Consider the following 20,000-nt stretch of genomic DNA (forward strand, 5'->3'; position numbering starts at 1 on the left):
CGTGGTACCTTACCATAAAACAGTCAGGACGTACTGTTTATTTTAAATCTCATCCAATATCGGACAACTCCAATGAGCGAAGAAAACGTAGAGAATTACGACGACGTCACAATGTACGGCCTGACAACGGAGAAGCAGGAAAAACTGTTACTCGCCCAGAATGAGCTGACCTTCATCTGGACCAACCGCGCCGGGCATGGCATGGGCGTGACGATGAGTTATATCTGGCGTCACGGAAGGATCTGGTGCACCGCCACTGAGCAGCGGGCGCGCATGAAGGCTCTGGCGCGGGATCCGCGATGTTCAGTGGTGATTTCGAGTGCGGGTATCGATGACGATGTGAGCCAGTCAATCACGTTTAAAGGTCGCGCGATACTGCACAAAGATCAGGAAACCAAAGACTGGTTTTATCCTGATTTCGCGCGTCACGCCAACAGTCCGGCACCAACACCTGAAGCCTTTGTCGCATTCCTGGATACGCCGGCCAGGATCATTATTGAAGTAGTGCCAGAGAAGACGATTACATTTGACGGTGGCGTTATGCGAGATACCACCACCGAGACACTGGGGTAGCCGGCCGGCTATCGGTTATTGACTCAGGCTACGCCCAGCTCCTTGAGCGTAGCAGCTCCCTCATCGAACTCCCAAAATCCGCGCAGAGCAGTCAGCTTGCCCTCCTGATTACACGAGTAGGTAAACACGCCGTTTACCTGCTGGCTGTACTTCTTGCCGTCGATATCCAGAAGCACATTCAAAGTCACTATATTGGCGCACTCAAGGTGTGACGTGTAGGTATCATGGATAATATATTCGATGTCTGCACTGGCGATATTTCTGTCATAAAAAGCCTCTCGCGCCTCTGGCGTAGAGTGCCCTGCGCCATCCGGATCAAGAATAGTGGGACCGATTGGATCTTCGATAATACCGTCCGTGGCCCACATGGACAGCCAACGCTTTTTATCCTTGGTTTTAAGGCATTCGCGGGAAACCAGAGACATCTGGTATGCCAGGTTTTTTTCGTTCATGTACTGCACTCCTCGGTATTATTAAAGCGCGTATTCTCACTGCGACTGCGCGCGATGCCCGGTTGACCTGCCGCCATTGTCCATATTATAGCACCCAGAAAAGTGCCGTTGCCGCCGATGTTTCTCCAATAGAAAACCGATAACAACGCTAATAGTCGTTATCAAGCCTGAGCGACGTAAGTCCTGCGATCTGAAAACCGAGCGGTGTCTGTAAGGCTTGGACGAGAGACCGACCCGCGCAGTAATATTAAAACACCTTTCCGGCAGCCCTCGCAAAAACGAATTACAGGGCGCCTAGAGCGGTAATCCGCCTACCGCCGCATTAACAGAGCCATTTTCGTTATACGCTCTCATCAACAGGTCGGCGATACGCATCTGGTGAACCTCGTCGGCCCCGTCTGCCAATCGTGCCCAGCGAGCTTGTTGTAGCATACCCGCCAGAGGGGAGTCCGTCGAATAACCCAATGCTCCGTGAACCTGCATGGCTCTGTCACAGACGCGCCATAGCGTATTGGCAACATGGTGCTTGGCCATCGATACCTCTTGCTTAAAATCCATACCCTGCTCGATTTTGTAGGCAGCGTGCAGCACCATAAGCTTTGACGCATACAATTCCATGGCGCTGTCTGACATCATCCACTGGATGCTTTGCTTTTCGCTCAGTAACGAACCGTGGGCAAAGCGCTTCTGGGCACGATCTATCAACATCTCCAACGCCATCTCGATCTCGCCCAGCCACCGCATGCAGTGTGCGAGACGAGCGGGCCCCAGTCGCACCTGTCCAAGTTTGTGACCGCCGCCGCGTTCACCGAGTAGATTGGCCTTTGGCACACGTACATCGGTGTAGCGAATTTCACAATGATTATGGCTCCCTGACATCGTCTCGATGTCACGCACCAGCTCAAAACCAGCAGAGTCGCAGTCCACAATAAACGCCGAGTTGCGAGCCTGCGGGATCTCTGCATCTGGATCAGTCCGAGCAATCACAATAGCGAAGCCAGCTCCCCTCGCGCCAGACGTAAACCACTTGTGACCATTAATCACCCACTCATCGCCATCCTCCACAGCACTCGTCTGAATAAGGGTGGGATCGGAGCCTGCCACTTCCGGCTCCGTCATAGAAAAGCAGGACCTTACTTCACCCGCCAGCAGCGGGTTGAGGTAATGCTCTCGCTGGTACTCAGTAGCAAAGTGATACAGCGTATGCATGTTCCCTTCATCAGGCGCATGGGCGTTCAGAATATAGGGGCCATAGGGCACCTTTGCCGACTCTGCTGCCACAGCGGCCAGCGCGGTGACTCCCAGACCCATGCCGCCCGCATCCTCAGGCATATGCGGCAACCACAATCCTCTTTCTTTTGCCTCAACCCGAAGTGACTTAATCAGCGCGGACCAGTCGTCCCGCGAGACATCCTCCTGGTCTCGTAGCTCCCTGAACCTGGCCTTGACGGTATTCGTCATGAAATCTCGAACAGACTGTCTGGCCTGCTCCACCTCGGGGCTAAAAGTAAAATCAATTGCCATTCTATCTCCAGTTTAATCATCGGTAACCGGGCGTCGCGGCAAACGTTGCGCGCACGTTCCTCACCAGTATCATCTGTTATCCCGAATTTGAACACAAGATCGTGCGTTCCTTCTCAACTATCGACCTTGTAACCTCCCACCGATGTACTTTTTAGCCTAAATTGGTTAGTGTTGCTGGGTTGCCACAGTCTTTGGAGCACTGACATGCTGAGAACCCTTTTCGCTTTGACGGCGCTTTTCAGCGTCTCGCAGGGGGCTTTTGCCTATCTTGATCCCGGTACAGGAAGCATGATCCTGCAAGGCGTGATAGCAGCTATCGCCGTGGTCGGCTTCACCATAAAAAGCTACTGGTATAAGATCCGTTCTTTTTTTGGTAAAGGCGGCTCAGCCAGTCTCCTCGATGACGACGAGGATGGGCAGCGCTCAGAGTAAAGCGGCAAGCAGAGCACCCTTTCCTGAACTTTTTCCAATCACAAGAAAAATAGTCCATGGATACTCTTTCTTCTTCGTTCCGTGATCCCAGTGGATTCGTTTTTTTACATGACGGAGTGGTACATCGGCAGGTTAATAACTCTTTTGCAGCGAGCTATGACACATTTCTATCATCAGGTCTCTACGATAAACTGGTCCAGCGAAAGCTGTTAGTCGCTCACGAGGAGATCACTGACGGCAGCGTCGCGGGCACACACGACTGCTACCGCATCCTTAAGCCGCAGCAGATTCCATTTGTCTCCTATCCCTACGAGTGGAGCTTCAGCCAACTCAAAGACGCTGCGATGCTAACACTCAAGGTGCAGCACGAAGCCATACGACATGGCTTTATTCTCAAGGATGCCTCTGCCTACAACGTGCAGTTTCTCGATTCGCGCCCGGTATTTATTGATACGCTGTCCTTCGACACCTACGACCCAGGCACGCCCTGGGTCGCCTATAAACAATTCTGCCAGCATTTTCTGGCTCCTTTGGCGTTGATGGCACATACGGACGTCGAGCTGTCGAAATTAATGATCAGTCACATTGACGGCGTGCCTCTCACGCTGGCCAGCAAGCTACTACCATTCAAAACACGCTTTAACTACGCCATAGCTACACACATCCACTTGCACTCTCGTATGCAACAGCAGCACGCCGACAACGCGTCGGGCGATACACCCCTTGCTAGCAAGCATTCATCGCTTTCGGAACAGAGCCTGAATGCCCTGATGGAAGCGCTGGCGAAAACAGTGCAGAAGCTAACATGGAAGATGCCTGACACTGAATGGGGCGACTACTACGAAAACACGAATTACTCCGACCGTGCCGGCGAAGAAAAAAGAGATTTGGTTGACCGTCTGCTGGGCAGCATCCCAGATCAACTGGCTGTCGTGCAGGACTTTGGCGCTAATACCGGCGAATTTAGTCGCATCGCTGCAAAACACTGCGCATTGGTGGTTTCACAGGATATTGATCCCGTTGCAGTAGAAATGAACTACCGGAAAAGCGCGTCCGATGGACCGGCCAACATCTTGCCATTAATTCAGGATTTCAGCTCTCCCTCGCCGGCTATCGGCTGGGGTAACGCCGAGCGGGATTCTTTTTTACAGCGAAGCCACTGTGACGCATTACTGGTTCTTGCGCTTGTTCATCACTTGGCGATCAGCAACAATGTTCCTCTGTCAAAGATCGCCGCTTTGTTTGCCAGCCTCACGCGTTGGCTGGTAATAGAGTTCGTCCCCAAAGAGGACTCTCAGGTAATTCGTTTACTCGCCACCCGGGAAGATATTTTTCCGGACTATACCCGCGACGGCTTTGAAGCCGCATTTTTTCACCACTTTACCATCGAGGAATCCTCGCCGGTGGCTGAAAGTGAACGCACTCTTTACCTGATGAAGACGCGAACCTGACAACACGACAACTGTAAGCTAATCCTGATCGATTAAAGCACTTATGTCGCGCCGCCCGTGCTCGTAGTCTACAAATATTGGCGAAGACCAGGCTCTCTCCTCCACATCAGCCAGACAATCATCATCGTAAGCCGTTGCGTCGTTCACACTGCATGGACTGACCGAAATGCACTGTCCGGCCTCATCGTATTCGCAGCGCAGATTTTCGCCATTTACCGTCGGAGTAGCCGCCTGCAGAGCACGCACATAATACAGTGCATCACGACCAGCACTGCGGTATTCAGGATCACTGAAACGCACAGTACAGCCGTTGCCCTGATCCTCGCAGGGCAAAACGCGCCAGGGGTCTTCGATTAGCGAACCAACCTCCTCAAATGCGTTGACCTGCGGTTGAATTCTCACAACCTCAATACGATCGATACGTTTACGGCGGTCTCCCGGAAAATAACACTGGGCGCCACACAACCGCTCTAAACGGTCCTGAGACAACGCTCGATGACTGTCCGCTGGACAACCGTCCTTCTGTTCAAACGCGCCCAGAGCATTTACCTCGAACTCAGGTGTTGTGCTTTGAGTGACAACGGTACCCATGGGCTGCCTCCCCCCCTCGCCCACCAGGTCGAACCACAGCAGGATACGGTCTCCACTGGTGCCGTAGACCTCTTTACGCTGCAGCGCGCTCCACACAGCCTGCCGATCACGTCCTGCGGCATGCACCGCCACCAGTCCACCGGTACCGAAAAAAGATGCAAATCGTTCAAAATACGGGCCAGATAGACCGCCGGTCTCCTGCAGAGTAACGAAATCAGGTTTGGGCTCCTGCTCGACCAGGAACGCAGGCGGTCCAAGCAGGCCCAGCGCTGCATCGGACATCCTGCGTCGCATGACTTCCTTATAACCGGTGCCCGGCCGCGCGGTATGAACATCCGATGAGCCAATCATGCCCCAGCGAAAGCGCTTGGGTGTGACGGACGGGTTATCAAAATTGCGAATCGCCAACCCATACTGCACAGACAACATCGGCCGATGGTTGTAGGCCGGCATATAGCAATCGCGACATTGTCCAGCGTCCAGCCAGTCCTCCACCCGTCCGCCAGGAATCGTCCAATGGCCTGAATCCTTGGTCAGAATAAAATTCGCACGGGTGTCTGCCGCCCTGCGGTCACACTGCGGCCTGAACTCACCCGACGCCAGACAACGATCGCGAATTATCTCACCGGCGCGCCAACACTCTGGCAAATAATCACTCGTCGGTGGCGGGCATTCCGCGTCACCGTGATTATCCTGCACCACCGCGCGCCAGGGCCTGTATTCCTCGATGTTACCGTGCCCTGAAAACACCTCGATCAGCGGCTCGTGCTGATCGGGGCGGGTGTGCGCAGCCAACTGCTTATCCCAGCTGCTGCCTGGCGGGGTATAGAAGCCCCAGGTGTTGCCATGGGGAATCGCCAGGTAAGGGAAACCCCAGTCATCCATCTTGGCAAATAATTCTGCAGGTGTGGAGGCACTTTCCTGGCAATCAAACGGCAGGTCACGAACAGGCTCACCCGTCACACAGGGTATCAGTTCATCGCGGTCCTGCAGGAAACGCATAAAATCGAAGTATCGCTGGCGCTCCTCACTGCTGTTCGCGCCCGCTATCAGAAGCAAACGCATTATCGTGCCGTAAGGGTCTGCACCACCGGGAAACAACTGTTCCCGTGAAGCGATAGGGCGTATCGGTACATCTCCTTCCATGGTATCGCGAAGAACAATATTCTTGTGGCCGTAATGCTCTGCCGGTGTGTCCCCAATCTGGGTCCACTCCCAGCCCAGAAATGTCACCATATCGGGATTACTTGGATCACCCGCCGCTGCATTGCATTGCCGCACCATATCTCTTGTTTGAGACCACTGCGCAGCGGTCAGACCCTCCGCGTGATCGTTAATTGACCAAAAATCCAGCACGGCACAGTAGCGCGCAAAATCACAGGCGTCTGCAGGCGGGTGCGAGCCCTCCCCCCGGTACATCGGCAGGCTAATGTTATACGCGTCAAAAGAATAGGTAGTGTGCGCATGCAGGTCTCCGAACAGAATCTGCTTATCGCGCCCGGTCGGACTAAAGTTCTCCACGAGCTGGTTTCGAGCATCTGCACCACGCGGGCGCTCCTCCAAAGTCCCTGTAGACTGCCGCTCACCAAAAAAACCCGTCGTCGCCAGGTAAACCCAAAGGCCTGCCGCGAACGACGCGGTTACAAAAAGAACCAGGAAAAAACGTATTAATTTCATTGGCCTATTTTTACCACCGAGTGAACTGGCTTGCTCATGCCCAAAGCCGATCGGCTAGTCGAAACGCGGCAGCCTACCATTTTGTTGACCGCCGGACAGGTCCAGTATCTGCCCGTTGATATAACCTGAACGCTGCGAATCAGAAAGAAATAGCGCTGCTTCGGCCATATCTTCCAGCGTACCCATACGTTGACAGGGCGTATTCTTGATATGGCCATCAATCACCGGCTGCATGTCGAAAAAACCATCAGTCATGTCGGTCTGGATCAGGCCGGCGGCAATAGAATTGAAACGGACGTTAGTGCCCTGCTCCCCATACTCAACTGCCGCAACTCTGACCGCGTAGTCGATACCTGCTCTAGCCGCTGAATAAGCGGCCAGACCCGGACCAGGCAGGCGCGCAGTCAAAGACGAGATTGTAATAACCGAACCACCCTCCGTCATAGCGGCAGCCGCATGTCGGAAAAATAGCAATGCACCGACCACACTGACTTCCATTGTGGGGCGGATATCATCCGCCGTGATTTCCGCAATTACGACACCTGAATGTATGCCCGCGGAAAAAACCGCTACATCCACACTGCCGTAAGTTTCTGTAGCCACCTTGAAAAGGTTTTGAATATCGCCATCACGGGTAACATCACACGCGACCGCGGTGCCTTTTATCTCAGCCGCGAGTTTCTCAAGAGGCTCCTTCCGCCGCGCAGACACCACCGTATTTGCACCTTCTTCCGCTAACCGTCGAGCAATAGCTGTGCCGAAGTTTGCAGTGCCGGAAGCACCCAATATGACTGCTGTTTTCCCTGCGAGTGTCGACATGGTCAAAATTACCTTTTATGTTCATTGGAATTGAAGAAAACGTCTCTCGGCGGTTTACCCGCTACGATCTGTTATCAGCAAAATCTGTCATTTGACAACTACGCTGCCACAGCGCCGCACAGGCATCCTCGTCTTGAGCAAGCTTGTGTAACACCTTTTTCTCACGACAATCGCTAAAAAAGAGCCCGCCGCGTTGTTCGTAGTCAGGACTGGTAGCTGCGTACAGCGAGGTGGCCGCGCCACGCGGAACCGTTTTCATTAACGGCAACATAAATACGCCGAGCAGCATAAATGGAATCGATTGGTCACGAGCAAGCTCTGTTGCAATAACTCCCGGATGCAAAGCATTGGCGAAGATACCTTCCCCGGCATAACGTCGATTAAATTCATTAGAGAACATCAGGTTCATCAACTTCGAATCACCATACGAGCGGAAGCCGCTAAACTTACGCGATTCCCAATTAAGATCTTGAAGCTGCGGTGTAAGCGTTGCCATTCCCATAGCTGAAGAGGAAACCATTACCACGCGCGCTCCCTTTGCTGCCGATAAGGAGTCGAGAAGCAGGTTGGTAAAGAGGAAGTGGCCCAGATGATTAATACCCATGTGCGCCTCAAACCCATCCTCTGTTCGACGCTCCATGGGTATCATGATGCCGGCGTTGTTAATTAGCAGATGCAGTGGACGCTGCCACTCTTTGAATACCTCGGCCGAGGTACGAACCGCCGCGAGTGAATTCAGATCAAGTTCAAGAAAATCAAGCTGCGCTTCTGAGATTTTACCCACGGATGAATCGACTATCTCCTGCTTCGCCTCCATTGCCTTGGCCCGGTTTCGGCAGGCCATAGTCACATGCGCTCCGCGCAGTGCCAGCACTCTGGCGGTTTCCTGGCCTAGTCCGGTGTTCGCGCCGGTAACGAGCGCATTTTTCCCCGACAGGTCTACGCCTTCACTGACCTGCTCCGCATTAGAACGCCGACTGAATCGGGTCATTAGACGGTATCCTCCAGTATTGTCCTGATCTGTCGCCGAAGTACGTCTTTCCGCACTTTCCCGCTCGCAGTGCGGGGCAAATTACGCACAAATTCGATACGTTGCGGGATCTTCTGCTTAGCCAGCTGAGCTTTGTCGGCAAACCCTGTCACCGCGTCGACATCTACATCACTATCGGCCACTACAAAAGCACAAACGCCCTCCCCCAGCCGCTCGTGCGGCATAGCAACAACGGCCGCCTCATGAATGCCAGGGTGATCATGGAGTACATCCTCCACTTCCTTGGCACTGATGTTCTCACCACCGCGTATGATGATGTCTTTTTTTCGGTCTGTGATCAGAATTGCGTTGTCATTAGTGCGCCGGCCGATATCACCTGTATAGAAATAACCCTGTTCGTCATGCGCATCACGATTTTGCGCCAGATCCGCATAACCCAGCATCATCCCTGCGCCGCGAGCAGCAATCTCGCCATCGACCTCGAATCCGACTTCGACACCGTTCTCATCGAGAATCTTGACATCGTAGCCATAGATCATGCCATCGGTAGTGGCAGCCAGTTCTCGCTGACTCGCGTCAACAAACCCCTGAGTGATAACCGGTGTTTCGGTACTTCCGTAGACGCGAAATGCACAACAATTCTCCAGTTCATCGCAAGCGCTGTTGATCACCTGATGCGGGACCGCCGCCCCACCACAGGCAAATAGACGCATGCTCGGCAGCTTGGTGCCATTCCTTTTCGCTGCCGCAACCAGTTCAACAAGAAAAGGGGTCGCTCCGACGCTCGCAGTGGCTCCAATCTCATCAATAAAAGCAACTGCTGCATCAGCATCCCAACGCGACATCAAGGCTGACTTCACCGGCGTCACAAAAGGCAATACCATACCGGAACCGTAGCCCGTAATATGAGTGACAGGCGACGGCATCAACATGATATCGCTGTGATCCATTTCCCAATGATCCAGCGAGTTCTGTATCACACGTGCCAGAGTATTATGACTGTGCAGAACAGCTTTTGGCGTCCCGGTAGTGCCAGAGGTGTAAAGGATACATTTGATGCTATTTGGGTCTACCTCCGGCAGCTCCGCTAAATCAATCGGCTCGTTGTCCACGAGGTGCTCATAACGCAGCGTCCCCTCATGATCGTCTACGGCTCGCACCGTGACGACATATTCGAGCTGCGGTAAGGCGGGCCGCAACGCGTCAATCATCGATGGGAATTCAGCACTGCGAAACTGTTCCGGTATAAAAATAAGACGGGCGTTACAGTCAGCCAGAATAAAGCGCAGCTCTCTGTCCCTGTAGATCGGTATAACCGGATTCACGATCAAGCCCAGCGCTGAAGCGGCTATGTCCAGCACCACCGATTCACGCCAATTGGGTAATTGGAAACTGATCACATCGCCTGCTATCAATCCCAGTTTGCGCAAGCCAGTCGCCAGTCGTCGCGCTTCTGCAGCAATGGAACCATAGGTAATCGATGCTTCGCCTTCAACATAGATTGCTACATCTTCCGGTGTTTCCTCGGCTTTCTTCCAAGCACCACTGGCGATCGTTCTATTAGCCCATTGCGAGCCGTCACGGGCAATCCGCGCCTCACTGAGTGGATTGTTAATCAAGGTTTAAACCCCTTAGTCTGGAAATTGTTTGTACTGCGCTAAAGTTCAGAGAGAACGTGTCCGCCATCTACAGTGATTGCTGCGCCAGTCATCAGCGAGCCTGCATCAGATGCCAGCAACAAGAGTGGGCCGTCCAGTTCGGGCAATTCCCCTGTGCGACGCTGTGGGATTCGCCTAATCAAGGCCTGGCCATCTTCCGTCTTAAACCATTCCCGATTTAGCGGGGTCTGAAAATAGCCGGGGCACAGCGCATTTACTCGTATATTGTGCTGAGCGAATTCTACCGCCGCCGCCTTTGTAAACTGCACGACACCGGCTTTTGAAGCGCAATAATTCGTCAGGGCTTTTTGCACACGGTCGGCCGTTATCGAAGCGATGTTCACAATGCTTCCGCCGGATGCCGCTGCAATCATACGCTTCGCGCTCTCGCGTGTGCAGTATGCGACTCCCGTAAGGTTGGTAGCAATGACGCTATTCCAGTCATCATCATCCTGATCCAACAATAACTTGGGTATGGTAATCCCGGCATTATTTATCAGTACTGTGACAACGCCAAAATGCCTCTGCGCCTGCTCAAAAGCCGAAGCCACGCTCGCACTGTCCGTGACATCCATGGTCACCGCTATAGCTTCGCCGCCGGCCGCTACAATTTTATCAGCCTCCTGTTGTATCAGGTCGGTGCGCCGCGCCGCGAGTACCACCCGAGCACCAGCCTTCGCCAGTAAGGGCGCAAAATGACAGCCAAACCCACTGGAAGCGCCAGTAACAAGGGCGACCTTTCCCTGCAGAGAGAAACTTTTTAACAACTCAGATAGTTGATTCATTTTTCGTTTTACTCAAGCGTTGAGATACTTTTCCAAGGTCTGATTAAAATGGCGAATACGCACTTCCTGATAGTTACCAAGAGTAACCGCCCCTTTCTTTGATGCCTTCAGGCCCCTCTGCACTTGTGGCAAGTTAGCCCCATCCTGATTGAAGACATTTGACAGGCCCTCTCCCATCACCTCCGCAGCGTCACTAAACGGCTCGTCGATAGCGAGGCGGTGCGTTGGCGTATCTGGTGGAGGCTCAGTCCCCTCGGGGTATCGAGCTAGAATGAAAATATCCATGATAGAACTATCAACATCGTCGCCATTGGGACGGTGTCGATAACTGATCACATTCCCGTGTCCTGCCCACGGCGCAAAGTTGGGGAATAGGAGGTAAAGGGTGGAATCCATCAGCTCAGACATAGTCGACCGGTCAGAAAAATCCTCTCCGGATGCCTCGTTTACGGAAGGCAGTGTAATTTCTGCGAGTTTCTCGCGGGCCGTCTGGTTTTTCGCCAAGTCGGGCCGCTCATCGCTGCCCGCCAGCTTCATCATCGCGTCCATAGAATCCTGCTCAGTGAACTGATCAGCATGACTGGGGTTGGGCACCCCATAAGCGGTAATAGTGCGACTGACGTGATCGCCCCATACGTCGTATTGGGAATTGTCAATCGCCTGAAATGGCATTAACTGAGGGTGAGTAGCAATAGCGTGATAGGACTCGATAAAGGCTTCGAGCGCTACTTTCCAGTTTGCTGCAATCACTTTCTCGACGTGCAGAGCAACGAATCTGTGCTCATGTTTCCACTGATTCATGTGCTCAGGCAACACTTCAAGATACTCCTCCAGTGAAGGAGCGTTCTCGTCCATGTTGATAAATACCCAGCCACCCCATACGGACACCTTGACTTCAAGCAGTTTGTTTTCATCGGGCTCCATATGAGGAAAATCCCACTGACAGGGAGCGTGGTCAAAACTGCCATCAAGCTGCCAGGTCCAACCATGATAGGGACAGCGAATGTTATCCGCACCGTGCCCCGAGCCACGCTTCAACGCCCGGCCACGGTGCAGACAGGAGTTGTAGTAGCCTTTTAGTTCGCCCTTTTCAGTGCGGGCAAGAAGGATTGAGTCGTTAACAATATCGTAAACAAAATAATCCCCAGGATTCCGTACCCTATTTTCCCGACAGGCCACCTGCCAAGTCTTCCGCCACACTGTCTCCACTTCACGATCGAAAAAATCCTGTGAAATATAACGATCGACTGACAGGTCTTCAGATCCCAAATAGGTGTCAGTACTTTCTCTAAGAGCCGCCGGCACATCTACCCGCTCTTTATCTAGCAGATCCTGAAAGGTCTCTGCCGGATCACGCGCCGCAATTTGTTCCGGCGTCAGGTTTACTTTCTTGTTCATGGCAAAACCTCGTTTATTTCACTAGCGCTGCAAAATGGTTACCGCACTGATTCCTGGCGCACCGTATACATGGGTATACGCCAGCTTCGGATTATCAGGCACCTGGTGGTCACCCGCCTGCCCACGGAGCTGCAACACATTTTCATATACCTGCCGCAAGCCGGATGCACCAATAGGCTCTCCATTGGCTATGCACCCGCCGTCCGTATTGATGGGCATGCTTCCCTCGATGTGTGTTTCACCCGACTGTATCAGTGTTTCCTGTTCACCGTGCTCACAGAAACCGTTCTCGGCCATGTGCATGATTTCAGCGCCTACCTCAGTATCCTGAAGCTGCATGACATCGATATCTTTTGGTCCTACGCCAGCCATTTCAAAAGCCGCTTTCGACGCGTCTACCGTTGGACCATCAACTTGCTGCAGCGCCTGACTAGGCGCAAAAACTTCGAACGATCCAAAACGGCGAGACTTCATCGTGGCCCCCCTGAGATACACCGGTGTGTCAGTGTAAGTGTGCGCCTTATCGGCACTGCTCAAAATCAACGCAACGCCACCCTCTGAAGGCGAACAAAACATAAACTTGGTAAGCGGATTATTAACCATCATGGAGTTGGCAATCTCCTCTACACCTATAGGCTCCGTGCGCCACGCATTAGGATTCCTTGAGCCATTGATAAACGATTTCTGCGCCACCTTCGACAGGGTATTTTCGCTAATGTTGTAATCACTCATATACTTCTGGATTTTCATGGCGAAGAACTGAGTGGTGAGCATCATACCGACCTCGCCGTACCATTCACCAAGTCCAAGTTCCTTTGGATCAGCGTTAAACGCACCTCGGTCATGCTTGTCAAAACCAGCAACGAGACCGAGATCATACTCACCTGATTTGATCGCATTGTAAGCAGATATCAGTGAGCTACCGCCCGTTGCGCAGCCATTGGCCACATTGATAAAAGGCAGGCCAGTCAGACCCAGTTCGTTCACCAGTGCATCTGCGCTGCCAGAACTGGCGCTGCCGCCGAAAGCAAACTGAATATCTTTCCACTCAACCCCTGCATCCTGCAGCGCGAGACGGGCCGCAAAAGCGCCCTGCTGCAGACCGCTGCGGGAGGGAGTGCGTCCGAAAGGATGTATTCCGATTCCAACTATTGCTACGTCCATTACTTTCTCTCTCGTAAAATACGTTTACAGCTTCACGCTGCAGGGCGGAAGAAGAAACTGATGACCTCGTCACCGTTTTCCTCGGTACGGAATGGCTCGAATACAACCTCCATATTCATACCGATTGCTAACTTGGCCGGGTCATTTTCAGTAAGACGCCCCTCCACACGAACACCTCCGGGGAGCTCGACATACCCCACACCGTACGGTTGGAATGTCTCGGGCGTCTCGCCGCTTTTATAGGGTGTCTTGGGCATAAACTGCTGTACCGTCCAGGTCCAAAGCGTTCCGTGACCGGGCAGTTCCTCGACGACTACGTTCTGTCCGGAACAGGCAGAGCAGGATTCAGATACGGGGAATGTCGCAATACCACAATCCTGGCAGCGGCTACCCAGTAGGGCGGGATTCTTGGACGGCCACGTAAACAAGCCCTCCGCTATCGGCACTTGATTGCTCATGATGTGTATTGGTTACTCCTGGTTGTACTACTTGTTTTTGCAAATCGCGGGGCAGCTCTCTCGAACTAGATTGTCAGGCCCGGCATCCAGTTTGCGTGAAATCCGTTAGGCACGCGCGTAGGAATATAAATTTTTGCAAGAGGCCCACGCTCTATATCACCAGCACTGAGAATAGACATGAAAGCACCCTCCTCCGGGTGGCTAACAAAGGTCATCAGGTAGCCGTCCTCCTCACGCTCACTGTCCGGATTCGGCACGTGAACAGGCTCACCGGCGTTAGCACCCTTTCCGTAATCCCAAAACCGGGTATCGCCAGTATCCATGTCATATCGAATAACGCCGTTGTAGTCATGATTAGGACCATCCCATTCGCTGTTGTCTGAAGCTGCAGCGAACGCGTAGCGGTACTGCAGTCCACATAAGCGATCGTCTGCGCGTCCGAACTCACAGTAGGTAGGACCGAGTTTCTCATCGGTAACCTCACCCGTTTTCAGATCGAGCGTCATACGGTGCATATTGCGGGTCTGACGTTCCAGTCCGCTATTGGGGTCATTGGAAAAAGGCGGAGTGGCCATCCACACGTAATCTACATAAAGCTTGCTGCCGCTCTGGAAACCATTAGTGAAATGCCAACTAAAAAACGTTGGCTTTTCAAACCAGACTGGATCGCCCCCATCTCGGGGTATGGCACAAATACGGCTGGGACGCTCACCGTGCCAGATAAAAGGATTACCGCCGGTCATACCGGCCTCAAGATTGGTAAATGCGGGCGGGTAAAATATCACCACGTAATCGCCACAAATCTGCATATCGTGCATGACAGCGCGATCCGGCATATCCACCACACGAGAGAGGGTCTGGCGACCATTCTTATCCATGATGCGCAGGGTGTAGTACGGTGCATCCCAGCGCTGGGTGCAGGTGATCAACTCACCCGTGCGTCCGCAAATTTTCGGGTGTGCGGTTAGCCCATCTCCGGGCATCAGGGCGCCGTCATAATCCCATTCGCCTACCGTGCTAAGGTCTGCTTTCAACTCGTAAGCACTGCCTACCTCCCACAGAGCCAGCAGCTTCTCGCCGTGATAAACAATATTGGTATTAGCCAGATTTTTCATCGGACTGCCCGGCCCACCCGCCGCGAGAGTTTCCTCATCCGGCATACGAATTTTTCCAACACTGCCGTAGCAAGAGCGGCCGAGCTGTTCCTCTACAAGAAAACCTGCAGTGCGCACCCAGCGGTTGCGATAGTGCACTCGACCACCCTTGAAATAGACCGCATGTACCATGCCATCGCCGTCTGCAGGGTAGACGTAGTGATCAGGCTGCCACGCTATATTAGGGCCATTGCGCATAAAAGCCCCAATCAGATTCTCGGGAACCTTGCCTTCTACACGCAACCCTCCGTCGCCCTCGTCCCATTCATGCTCCTCTAGCACAGGCGCATAATTCGCCTGCAGATAGGGCGATATACTGAGATCAATTGAGGGGCGGCTGGTCATAATCTGCAAGACCTCTGCTAACCGAGGGTCAGGCTCTGCATCCAATTGGCGTGAAAGCCGTTGGGCACGCGAGAAGGAATGCGCACCTTGCACAGCGGACCATTATCAAAATCGCCCGCACTCAGAATCGACAGATACTGACCCTCCTCCGGATTGTGCACAAAGCACATGATCCAGCCATCTTCCTCGCGATCGCTGTCGGGATTCGGTACATGCACAGGCTCACCTGCATTGGCCTCAGGGCCATATTCCCACAGCTTGGTCTCACCCGTTTCGAAATCGAAACGGCCCGTGCAATTATAACCGTGGGCATCACCCCAATCCCGGTTAGACGATGCGGCAAAACCGTAACGATATTGCTTACCCATACGACGCTCATCAACCCGAGAGAACTCACAGAATACGTCTGAAACCTGCTCGTTGGTGACCTTTTTAGTTGTGGGATCCAGTGTCATACGGTACATACGGCGCGGCTGCTTTTCCACGCCGGTGCCCTGGGCCTGAGAGAAGGGAATAGAACTAATCCATACGTAGTCGATAATAATTTTACCGCCGACTTCGAAGCCATTGCAGTAGTGCCAGCTGAAAAAGGCATCAGTTTCAAAGATCATGTTCTTGCCCTTGCCGTCCCGGGGAATCACGATGATTTTGCTGCCACGCTCCGGCTCCCAGTGGAAGGGATCTTCGCCTTTCATCGCTTGCTCTAAACTGTGGAAAGCGGGAGCGTAAAAAATAATAATGTGGTTATCGGTGATTTGAAGATCGTGAATGATACCTTTGCGCTCAAATTCTACGGGGATAGTCCGCATATGCTTGCCCGCCTTATCAAAGACCTGTACCCAATAGTTGGGGCTGTCCCAGCGCTGCGTGCAAGAAATTAACTGTCCGGTGTCCGGACACACTTTCGGATGAGCGGTCAGGGCATCACCCGCTTGCAATGCGCCATCGTAGTCGTACAGGCCAACCGTGGACAGATCATTATTTAACAGGTGAGGGAAACCGCCCTCCCACATAGTAAAGAGCTTTTCACCGTGGTAAATAATATTGGTATTCGCTGTGTTGCGAATCGGGCTCGGTTCACCACCGGCATCAATCACTTCCTGGGGCACAGGCAAGAGCTTACCGACACTGCCATAGATCGTCTTGCCGAACTTGCGTTCTGTTTTCAGGTGGCTGGTCTCTACCCAGCGATTCTTGTATTCGACATGACCGTCCTTGAAATACACCGCGTGCACCATCCCGTCTCCGTCGAGGGGATACACGTAGTGATTGGGCTGGTAAGCGACGTTGGCACCATCGCGCATGAACGCGCCAACCAAGCTCTCGGGTACCTTGCCCTCGATAACCAGATCATTCTCGCCCCAGTCAGACTCTTCTTCAACGGGAGCATAATTGCCCTGCAAATAGGGAAAAGCACTTAAATCCATGACATCACCTCAGAGTTATTGCCCGCTACCCGGAACCGGAGAAGTAAGCGATTCCGATACTAGCACCCTGCCAAACTAAAAAACAGTCTCGTTTGTTTCTTTTCTCGCCGGGTGGCGTTAAAGTAATAATTCGCAACCCCATAATAGAACGGACAGCGCTAATGAACCCGATAGAAGACGAAATCGCCCTGAGAAACCTGATGGCCCGCTACTGCGATGCGGTCAACCGTGTCGATGCGGACGCCTGGATCGCCACCTGGTCGGAAGATGCGGTATGGAACCTCCTCGGCAATCCGGTCGGTGGTAAGGACAATATCCTGGCCTTGTGGAAGCAAATGATAAGCAGCTTTGAGTTTGCCCTCATGATGCCCAGCTCCTGCCTGTTCGAAATATCAGGTGACACTGCCAGCGGCCACTGGTATCTCCATGAGTACACCCGCGATCCCGAGGGCAATGCCAGCACCGTGTTAAGTCGCTATAACGATACCTACGTCCGGCAGGATGAACAGTGGCTGTTCCAATCTCGTGACTACAGTTTTATTTATAACGGCCCAGGGGATATGAGCGGCGACTATACACCGCCCGCATAATCCAGCGGAACCGGGGCGCCTGTGCAGTTAAGCTGTGCATGCACCATCTGTTGTTCTGGCGGACAGCAAACTGGACGACAGGCAGTGCCCTGCCCCCGCACACCATGAAACGCCAGTCAGGGAGAAACACCATGGCGGGACGAGTACAGGATAAGGTAACGGTTATCACCGGGGGGGCATCCGGCATAGGTGAAGGGATGGTCAGACGCTTCTGTGCCGAAGGGGGTAGAGTGCTGCTTGCTGACGTAGACGCTGATGCCGGCCAACGCGTCGCCGACGAATGCGACGCCCGCTTCGTGCACCTGGATGTGAGCAGTGAATCCGGCTGGGGTGCCCTGGAAACACTGATTAGCTGCGACTATGGCCGCCTCGATATACTGCTCAATAACGCCGGCATTGTGGCTGAGAAATCGATTCTCGAGATTGACCTCGACACCTGGAACCGTTTGCTGTCTATCAATCTGACAGGCGTGATGCTGGGCTGCCGCAGTGCCGTAAGGCTGATGCGCAATAACGCAGGAGGCAGCGGAGGCTCCATCGTCAACACCGCATCCACCACTTCTTACCTGGCCATCCCCGATGTCGCCTATACGACATCTAAAGCAGGCGTGGTCGGGCTCACCAAATCTGTCGCGGTGCAGTGCGCCACAGAGGGCCTCAATATCCGGGTCAACTCTATTCACCCCGGCGCCACCCTTACCAACATTCTCAAAACCGCGCTGGATGCAACGCCGACACTGGCAAAAAGCTTCAACCGAATGTCCCCCATGGGGCGTATGGGTAGAGTAGAGGAAGTCGCTGCCATGGCCTTGTTTCTCGCCTCGGACGAAGCAAGCTTTTGCACCGGAGGACAATTTCCTGTGGAAGGCGGAACCGTCAGCGAGCACCCGAGAATGGGTTAATAGAACGCCTGGCTGCTCGACCGTTTTGCATCAGCGGTCGAGTTCTTCGGTGCGGGCCCGTCGTTTTATCCGGCCGCCTGCTCTCGTCGAGGAGAAGCGCTATTCTTCCGGTATGCGAATTACCAGCTTACCCTGATTGGAGCCATCAAAAAGGCGCAGGAAGGTTGGCAGGATATTATCGAGTCCGTCGACGATTTCCTCCCTGAACTGCAACTTGCCTGCAACTACCCATTCAGCAAGTTGAGCAATACCCTCGGGAAAACGATCCATGTAATCGATGACTGTAAAGCCCTGAACAGTGACGCTCTCTGCAACCAGCTGCCACAAGTTCGTTGGACCCGGTGCGTCGGGGACGTTATAGGTGGAAATCCAGCCGCAAACGGCGACACGGGCAAACTTGTTAAGGCACAACAAAGCGGCATCGAAGATTTCGCCGCCGACATTGTCGAAGTAAACATCGACACCCTTGGGGCATGCAACACGAATCGCCGCCTCGTAATCGCCACATTGCTTGTAGTTGATCACCGCGTCGAAACCAAGATCCTCTTCCAGCCAGCGACACTTGTCATCCGTGCCAGCCATACCGACCACGCGGCAGCCCTGCATCTTGGCAATCTGGCCCACAACAGAACCCACGGCACCCGCGGCGGCGCTCACCAGCACGGTATCGCCGGCCTTGGGCCTGCCGACGTCAAGCAGTCCGAAATACGCTGTCAGACCTGTCGGGCCGAGTACGCCCAAATAGGTACTAAGAGGAATGCCCGCTGCTTCATCGAGTTTATTCAGCATGACACCGGGAACTCTGGTGTAAGCTTCCCAGGCTCCTACTGTCATCGCTACATCGCCTTCGGCAAAGTCGGGGCTGTCGCTTTTAACCACCCGTCCGATCACCGAGCTGCGCACCGCGTCACCAAGGGCAATGGGCTCAATATAATTCGGGTCGTCACCCATCCAACCGCGAATGGCAGGATCGAGTGAAATGTAGAGGTTCTTCAGCACAACCTCGCCATCTGCGGGCTCAGGCACGGGCACGTCACGGGCGGGTACATTGCTGGAGTCGGGGGCGCCTGCGGGGCGCGAGGCCAGATAGTATTGGCGATTCATCAAGGTAGTCATCCGTGCAAGATACCGACTAACAAAAAATCAGTCAACCCTGATTGTTTTAGTATGCCCACTCTGCTAATGTTCACGGGCTTTTCTTTAACGACTCCAGACCCTATTTGCCGCGCAGGATACTGCCATGACGATACTCATTAACGGCTCCCTTCATCTTCCCGCCGGGGAACGAGAAAAAGCGCTCGCCGAAACGGCCGCACTGGTCGAAGAAACACGCAGTCAGCAAGGCTGCAAACACTATGTTTGGTCTGCTGATCCTACGTCCGATACCCGCGTTTACGTTTACGAGAATTGGGACTCCATCGAGGACCTTGCTGCGCACCTGGCAGGCCCTTACTACCAGAACATGCTCGCCTCACTGGGCAAGTATGGCGTTAGCGACACGCAGGTGTCCAAATTCAAGATCGCACTGGAAGAACCCGTGTACGATCCGGAAGGTAAACCGAGAGCGGATTTCTTCACCGAGTAAACCACGAATCAAGTCACGCGCTCA

The 20,000-nt window shown here is 53.5% G+C and carries 19 protein-coding genes; 6 read left to right on the forward strand and 13 right to left on the reverse strand.

Going from position 1 to position 20,000, the window contains the following annotated elements:
* The first annotated feature begins 72 nt into the window (after positions 1-72).
* Complete coding sequence (locus EYC82_RS05120; protein WP_279248468.1) at positions 73-573, forward strand: pyridoxamine 5'-phosphate oxidase family protein; 501 nt, start codon at positions 73-75, stop codon at positions 571-573.
* Positions 574-596: 23 nt separating this feature from the next.
* Here the strand turns inward: EYC82_RS05120 and EYC82_RS05125 are convergent, their stop codons facing one another.
* Both EYC82_RS05125 and EYC82_RS05130 read right to left on the reverse strand, forming a co-directional pair.
* Positions 597-1,025 carry a nuclear transport factor 2 family protein gene (locus tag EYC82_RS05125; protein WP_279248469.1) on the reverse strand — a complete coding sequence of 143 codons (429 nt, stop codon included), beginning with the start codon at positions 1,023-1,025 and terminating at the stop codon, positions 597-599.
* Positions 1,026-1,319: 294 nt separating this feature from the next.
* Positions 1,320-2,549 carry an acyl-CoA dehydrogenase family protein gene (locus tag EYC82_RS05130; protein ID WP_279248470.1) on the reverse strand — a complete coding sequence of 410 codons (1,230 nt, stop codon included), beginning with the start codon at positions 2,547-2,549 and terminating at the stop codon, positions 1,320-1,322.
* Positions 2,550-2,753: 204 nt separating this feature from the next.
* Here EYC82_RS05130 and EYC82_RS05135 point away from each other — a divergent pair, with 204 nt between their 5' ends.
* Positions 2,754-2,981 carry a hypothetical protein gene (locus EYC82_RS05135; protein ID WP_279248471.1) on the forward strand — a complete coding sequence of 76 codons (228 nt, stop codon included), beginning with the start codon at positions 2,754-2,756 and terminating at the stop codon, positions 2,979-2,981.
* Positions 2,982-3,037: 56 nt separating this feature from the next.
* Positions 3,038-4,432 (forward strand): hypothetical protein, encoded by a 1,395-nt coding sequence (locus tag EYC82_RS05140; protein WP_279248472.1) that lies wholly within the window; start codon positions 3,038-3,040, stop codon positions 4,430-4,432.
* Between the two features lie 18 nt (positions 4,433-4,450).
* Here the strand turns inward: EYC82_RS05140 and EYC82_RS05145 are convergent, their stop codons facing one another.
* The 10 genes from EYC82_RS05145 to EYC82_RS05190 all read right to left on the reverse strand — a co-directional run bounded on the left by EYC82_RS05145 (position 4,451) and on the right by EYC82_RS05190 (position 16,899).
* A complete protein-coding gene (locus EYC82_RS05145) occupies positions 4,451-6,700 on the reverse strand; it encodes a DUF3604 domain-containing protein (protein ID WP_279248473.1) in 2,250 nt (749 codons plus the stop codon).
* Between the two features lie 54 nt (positions 6,701-6,754).
* Positions 6,755-7,519: an SDR family NAD(P)-dependent oxidoreductase gene (locus EYC82_RS05150; protein ID WP_279248474.1), complete on the reverse strand. Its 765-nt coding sequence runs from the start codon at positions 7,517-7,519 to the stop codon at positions 6,755-6,757.
* A 61-nt stretch (positions 7,520-7,580) separates the two neighbouring features.
* The gene (locus EYC82_RS05155; RefSeq protein WP_279248475.1) at positions 7,581-8,510 is read right to left on the reverse strand and encodes an SDR family oxidoreductase; all 930 of its coding nucleotides are present in this window, start codon (positions 8,508-8,510) and stop codon (positions 7,581-7,583) included.
* On the reverse strand, positions 8,510-10,129 hold the full coding sequence (locus EYC82_RS05160; protein WP_279248476.1) for an AMP-binding protein: 1,620 nt from the start codon (positions 10,127-10,129) through the stop codon (positions 8,510-8,512). The genes EYC82_RS05155 and EYC82_RS05160 overlap by 1 nt, the downstream gene beginning before the upstream one ends.
* Before the next feature lie 38 nt (positions 10,130-10,167).
* Entirely contained in the window at positions 10,168-10,953 is a 786-nt protein-coding gene (locus tag EYC82_RS05165) for an SDR family NAD(P)-dependent oxidoreductase (protein WP_279248477.1), read from the reverse strand.
* A gap of 12 nt (positions 10,954-10,965) precedes the next feature.
* The gene (locus tag EYC82_RS05170; protein WP_279248478.1) at positions 10,966-12,351 is read right to left on the reverse strand and encodes an aromatic ring-hydroxylating oxygenase subunit alpha; all 1,386 of its coding nucleotides are present in this window, start codon (positions 12,349-12,351) and stop codon (positions 10,966-10,968) included.
* 21 nt (positions 12,352-12,372) lie between these two features.
* Positions 12,373-13,515 (reverse strand): thiolase family protein, encoded by a 1,143-nt coding sequence (locus tag EYC82_RS05175; RefSeq protein ID WP_279248479.1) that lies wholly within the window; start codon positions 13,513-13,515, stop codon positions 12,373-12,375.
* 32 nt (positions 13,516-13,547) lie between these two features.
* Positions 13,548-13,973 carry a Zn-ribbon domain-containing OB-fold protein gene (locus tag EYC82_RS05180; RefSeq protein WP_279248480.1) on the reverse strand — a complete coding sequence of 142 codons (426 nt, stop codon included), beginning with the start codon at positions 13,971-13,973 and terminating at the stop codon, positions 13,548-13,550.
* 65 nt (positions 13,974-14,038) lie between these two features.
* The gene (locus EYC82_RS05185; RefSeq protein ID WP_279248481.1) at positions 14,039-15,472 is read right to left on the reverse strand and encodes a carotenoid oxygenase family protein; all 1,434 of its coding nucleotides are present in this window, start codon (positions 15,470-15,472) and stop codon (positions 14,039-14,041) included.
* A gap of 17 nt (positions 15,473-15,489) precedes the next feature.
* Entirely contained in the window at positions 15,490-16,899 is a 1,410-nt protein-coding gene (locus tag EYC82_RS05190; protein WP_279248482.1) for a carotenoid oxygenase family protein, read from the reverse strand.
* Positions 16,900-17,060: 161 nt separating this feature from the next.
* Between EYC82_RS05190 and EYC82_RS05195 the strand changes: the two genes are divergently transcribed.
* Positions 17,061-17,489, forward strand: coding sequence for a nuclear transport factor 2 family protein (locus EYC82_RS05195; protein WP_279248483.1), 429 nt, complete (start codon positions 17,061-17,063; stop codon positions 17,487-17,489).
* A gap of 131 nt (positions 17,490-17,620) precedes the next feature.
* The gene (locus EYC82_RS05200) at positions 17,621-18,391 is read left to right on the forward strand and encodes an SDR family oxidoreductase (protein WP_279248484.1); all 771 of its coding nucleotides are present in this window, start codon (positions 17,621-17,623) and stop codon (positions 18,389-18,391) included.
* 99 nt (positions 18,392-18,490) lie between these two features.
* Here the strand turns inward: EYC82_RS05200 and EYC82_RS05205 are convergent, their stop codons facing one another.
* On the reverse strand, positions 18,491-19,495 hold the full coding sequence (locus EYC82_RS05205) for an NADP-dependent oxidoreductase (protein WP_279248485.1): 1,005 nt from the start codon (positions 19,493-19,495) through the stop codon (positions 18,491-18,493).
* A 136-nt stretch (positions 19,496-19,631) separates the two neighbouring features.
* Here EYC82_RS05205 and EYC82_RS05210 point away from each other — a divergent pair, with 136 nt between their 5' ends.
* Positions 19,632-19,976, forward strand: coding sequence for a putative quinol monooxygenase (locus EYC82_RS05210; protein ID WP_279248486.1), 345 nt, complete (start codon positions 19,632-19,634; stop codon positions 19,974-19,976).
* Positions 19,977-20,000 lie beyond the last annotated feature (24 nt).

Origin of the sequence: Candidatus Marimicrobium litorale (assembly GCF_026262645.1) — a bacterium.
In the GTDB taxonomy this organism is placed as follows: Bacteria; Pseudomonadota; Gammaproteobacteria; order Pseudomonadales; family Halieaceae; genus Marimicrobium; species Marimicrobium litorale.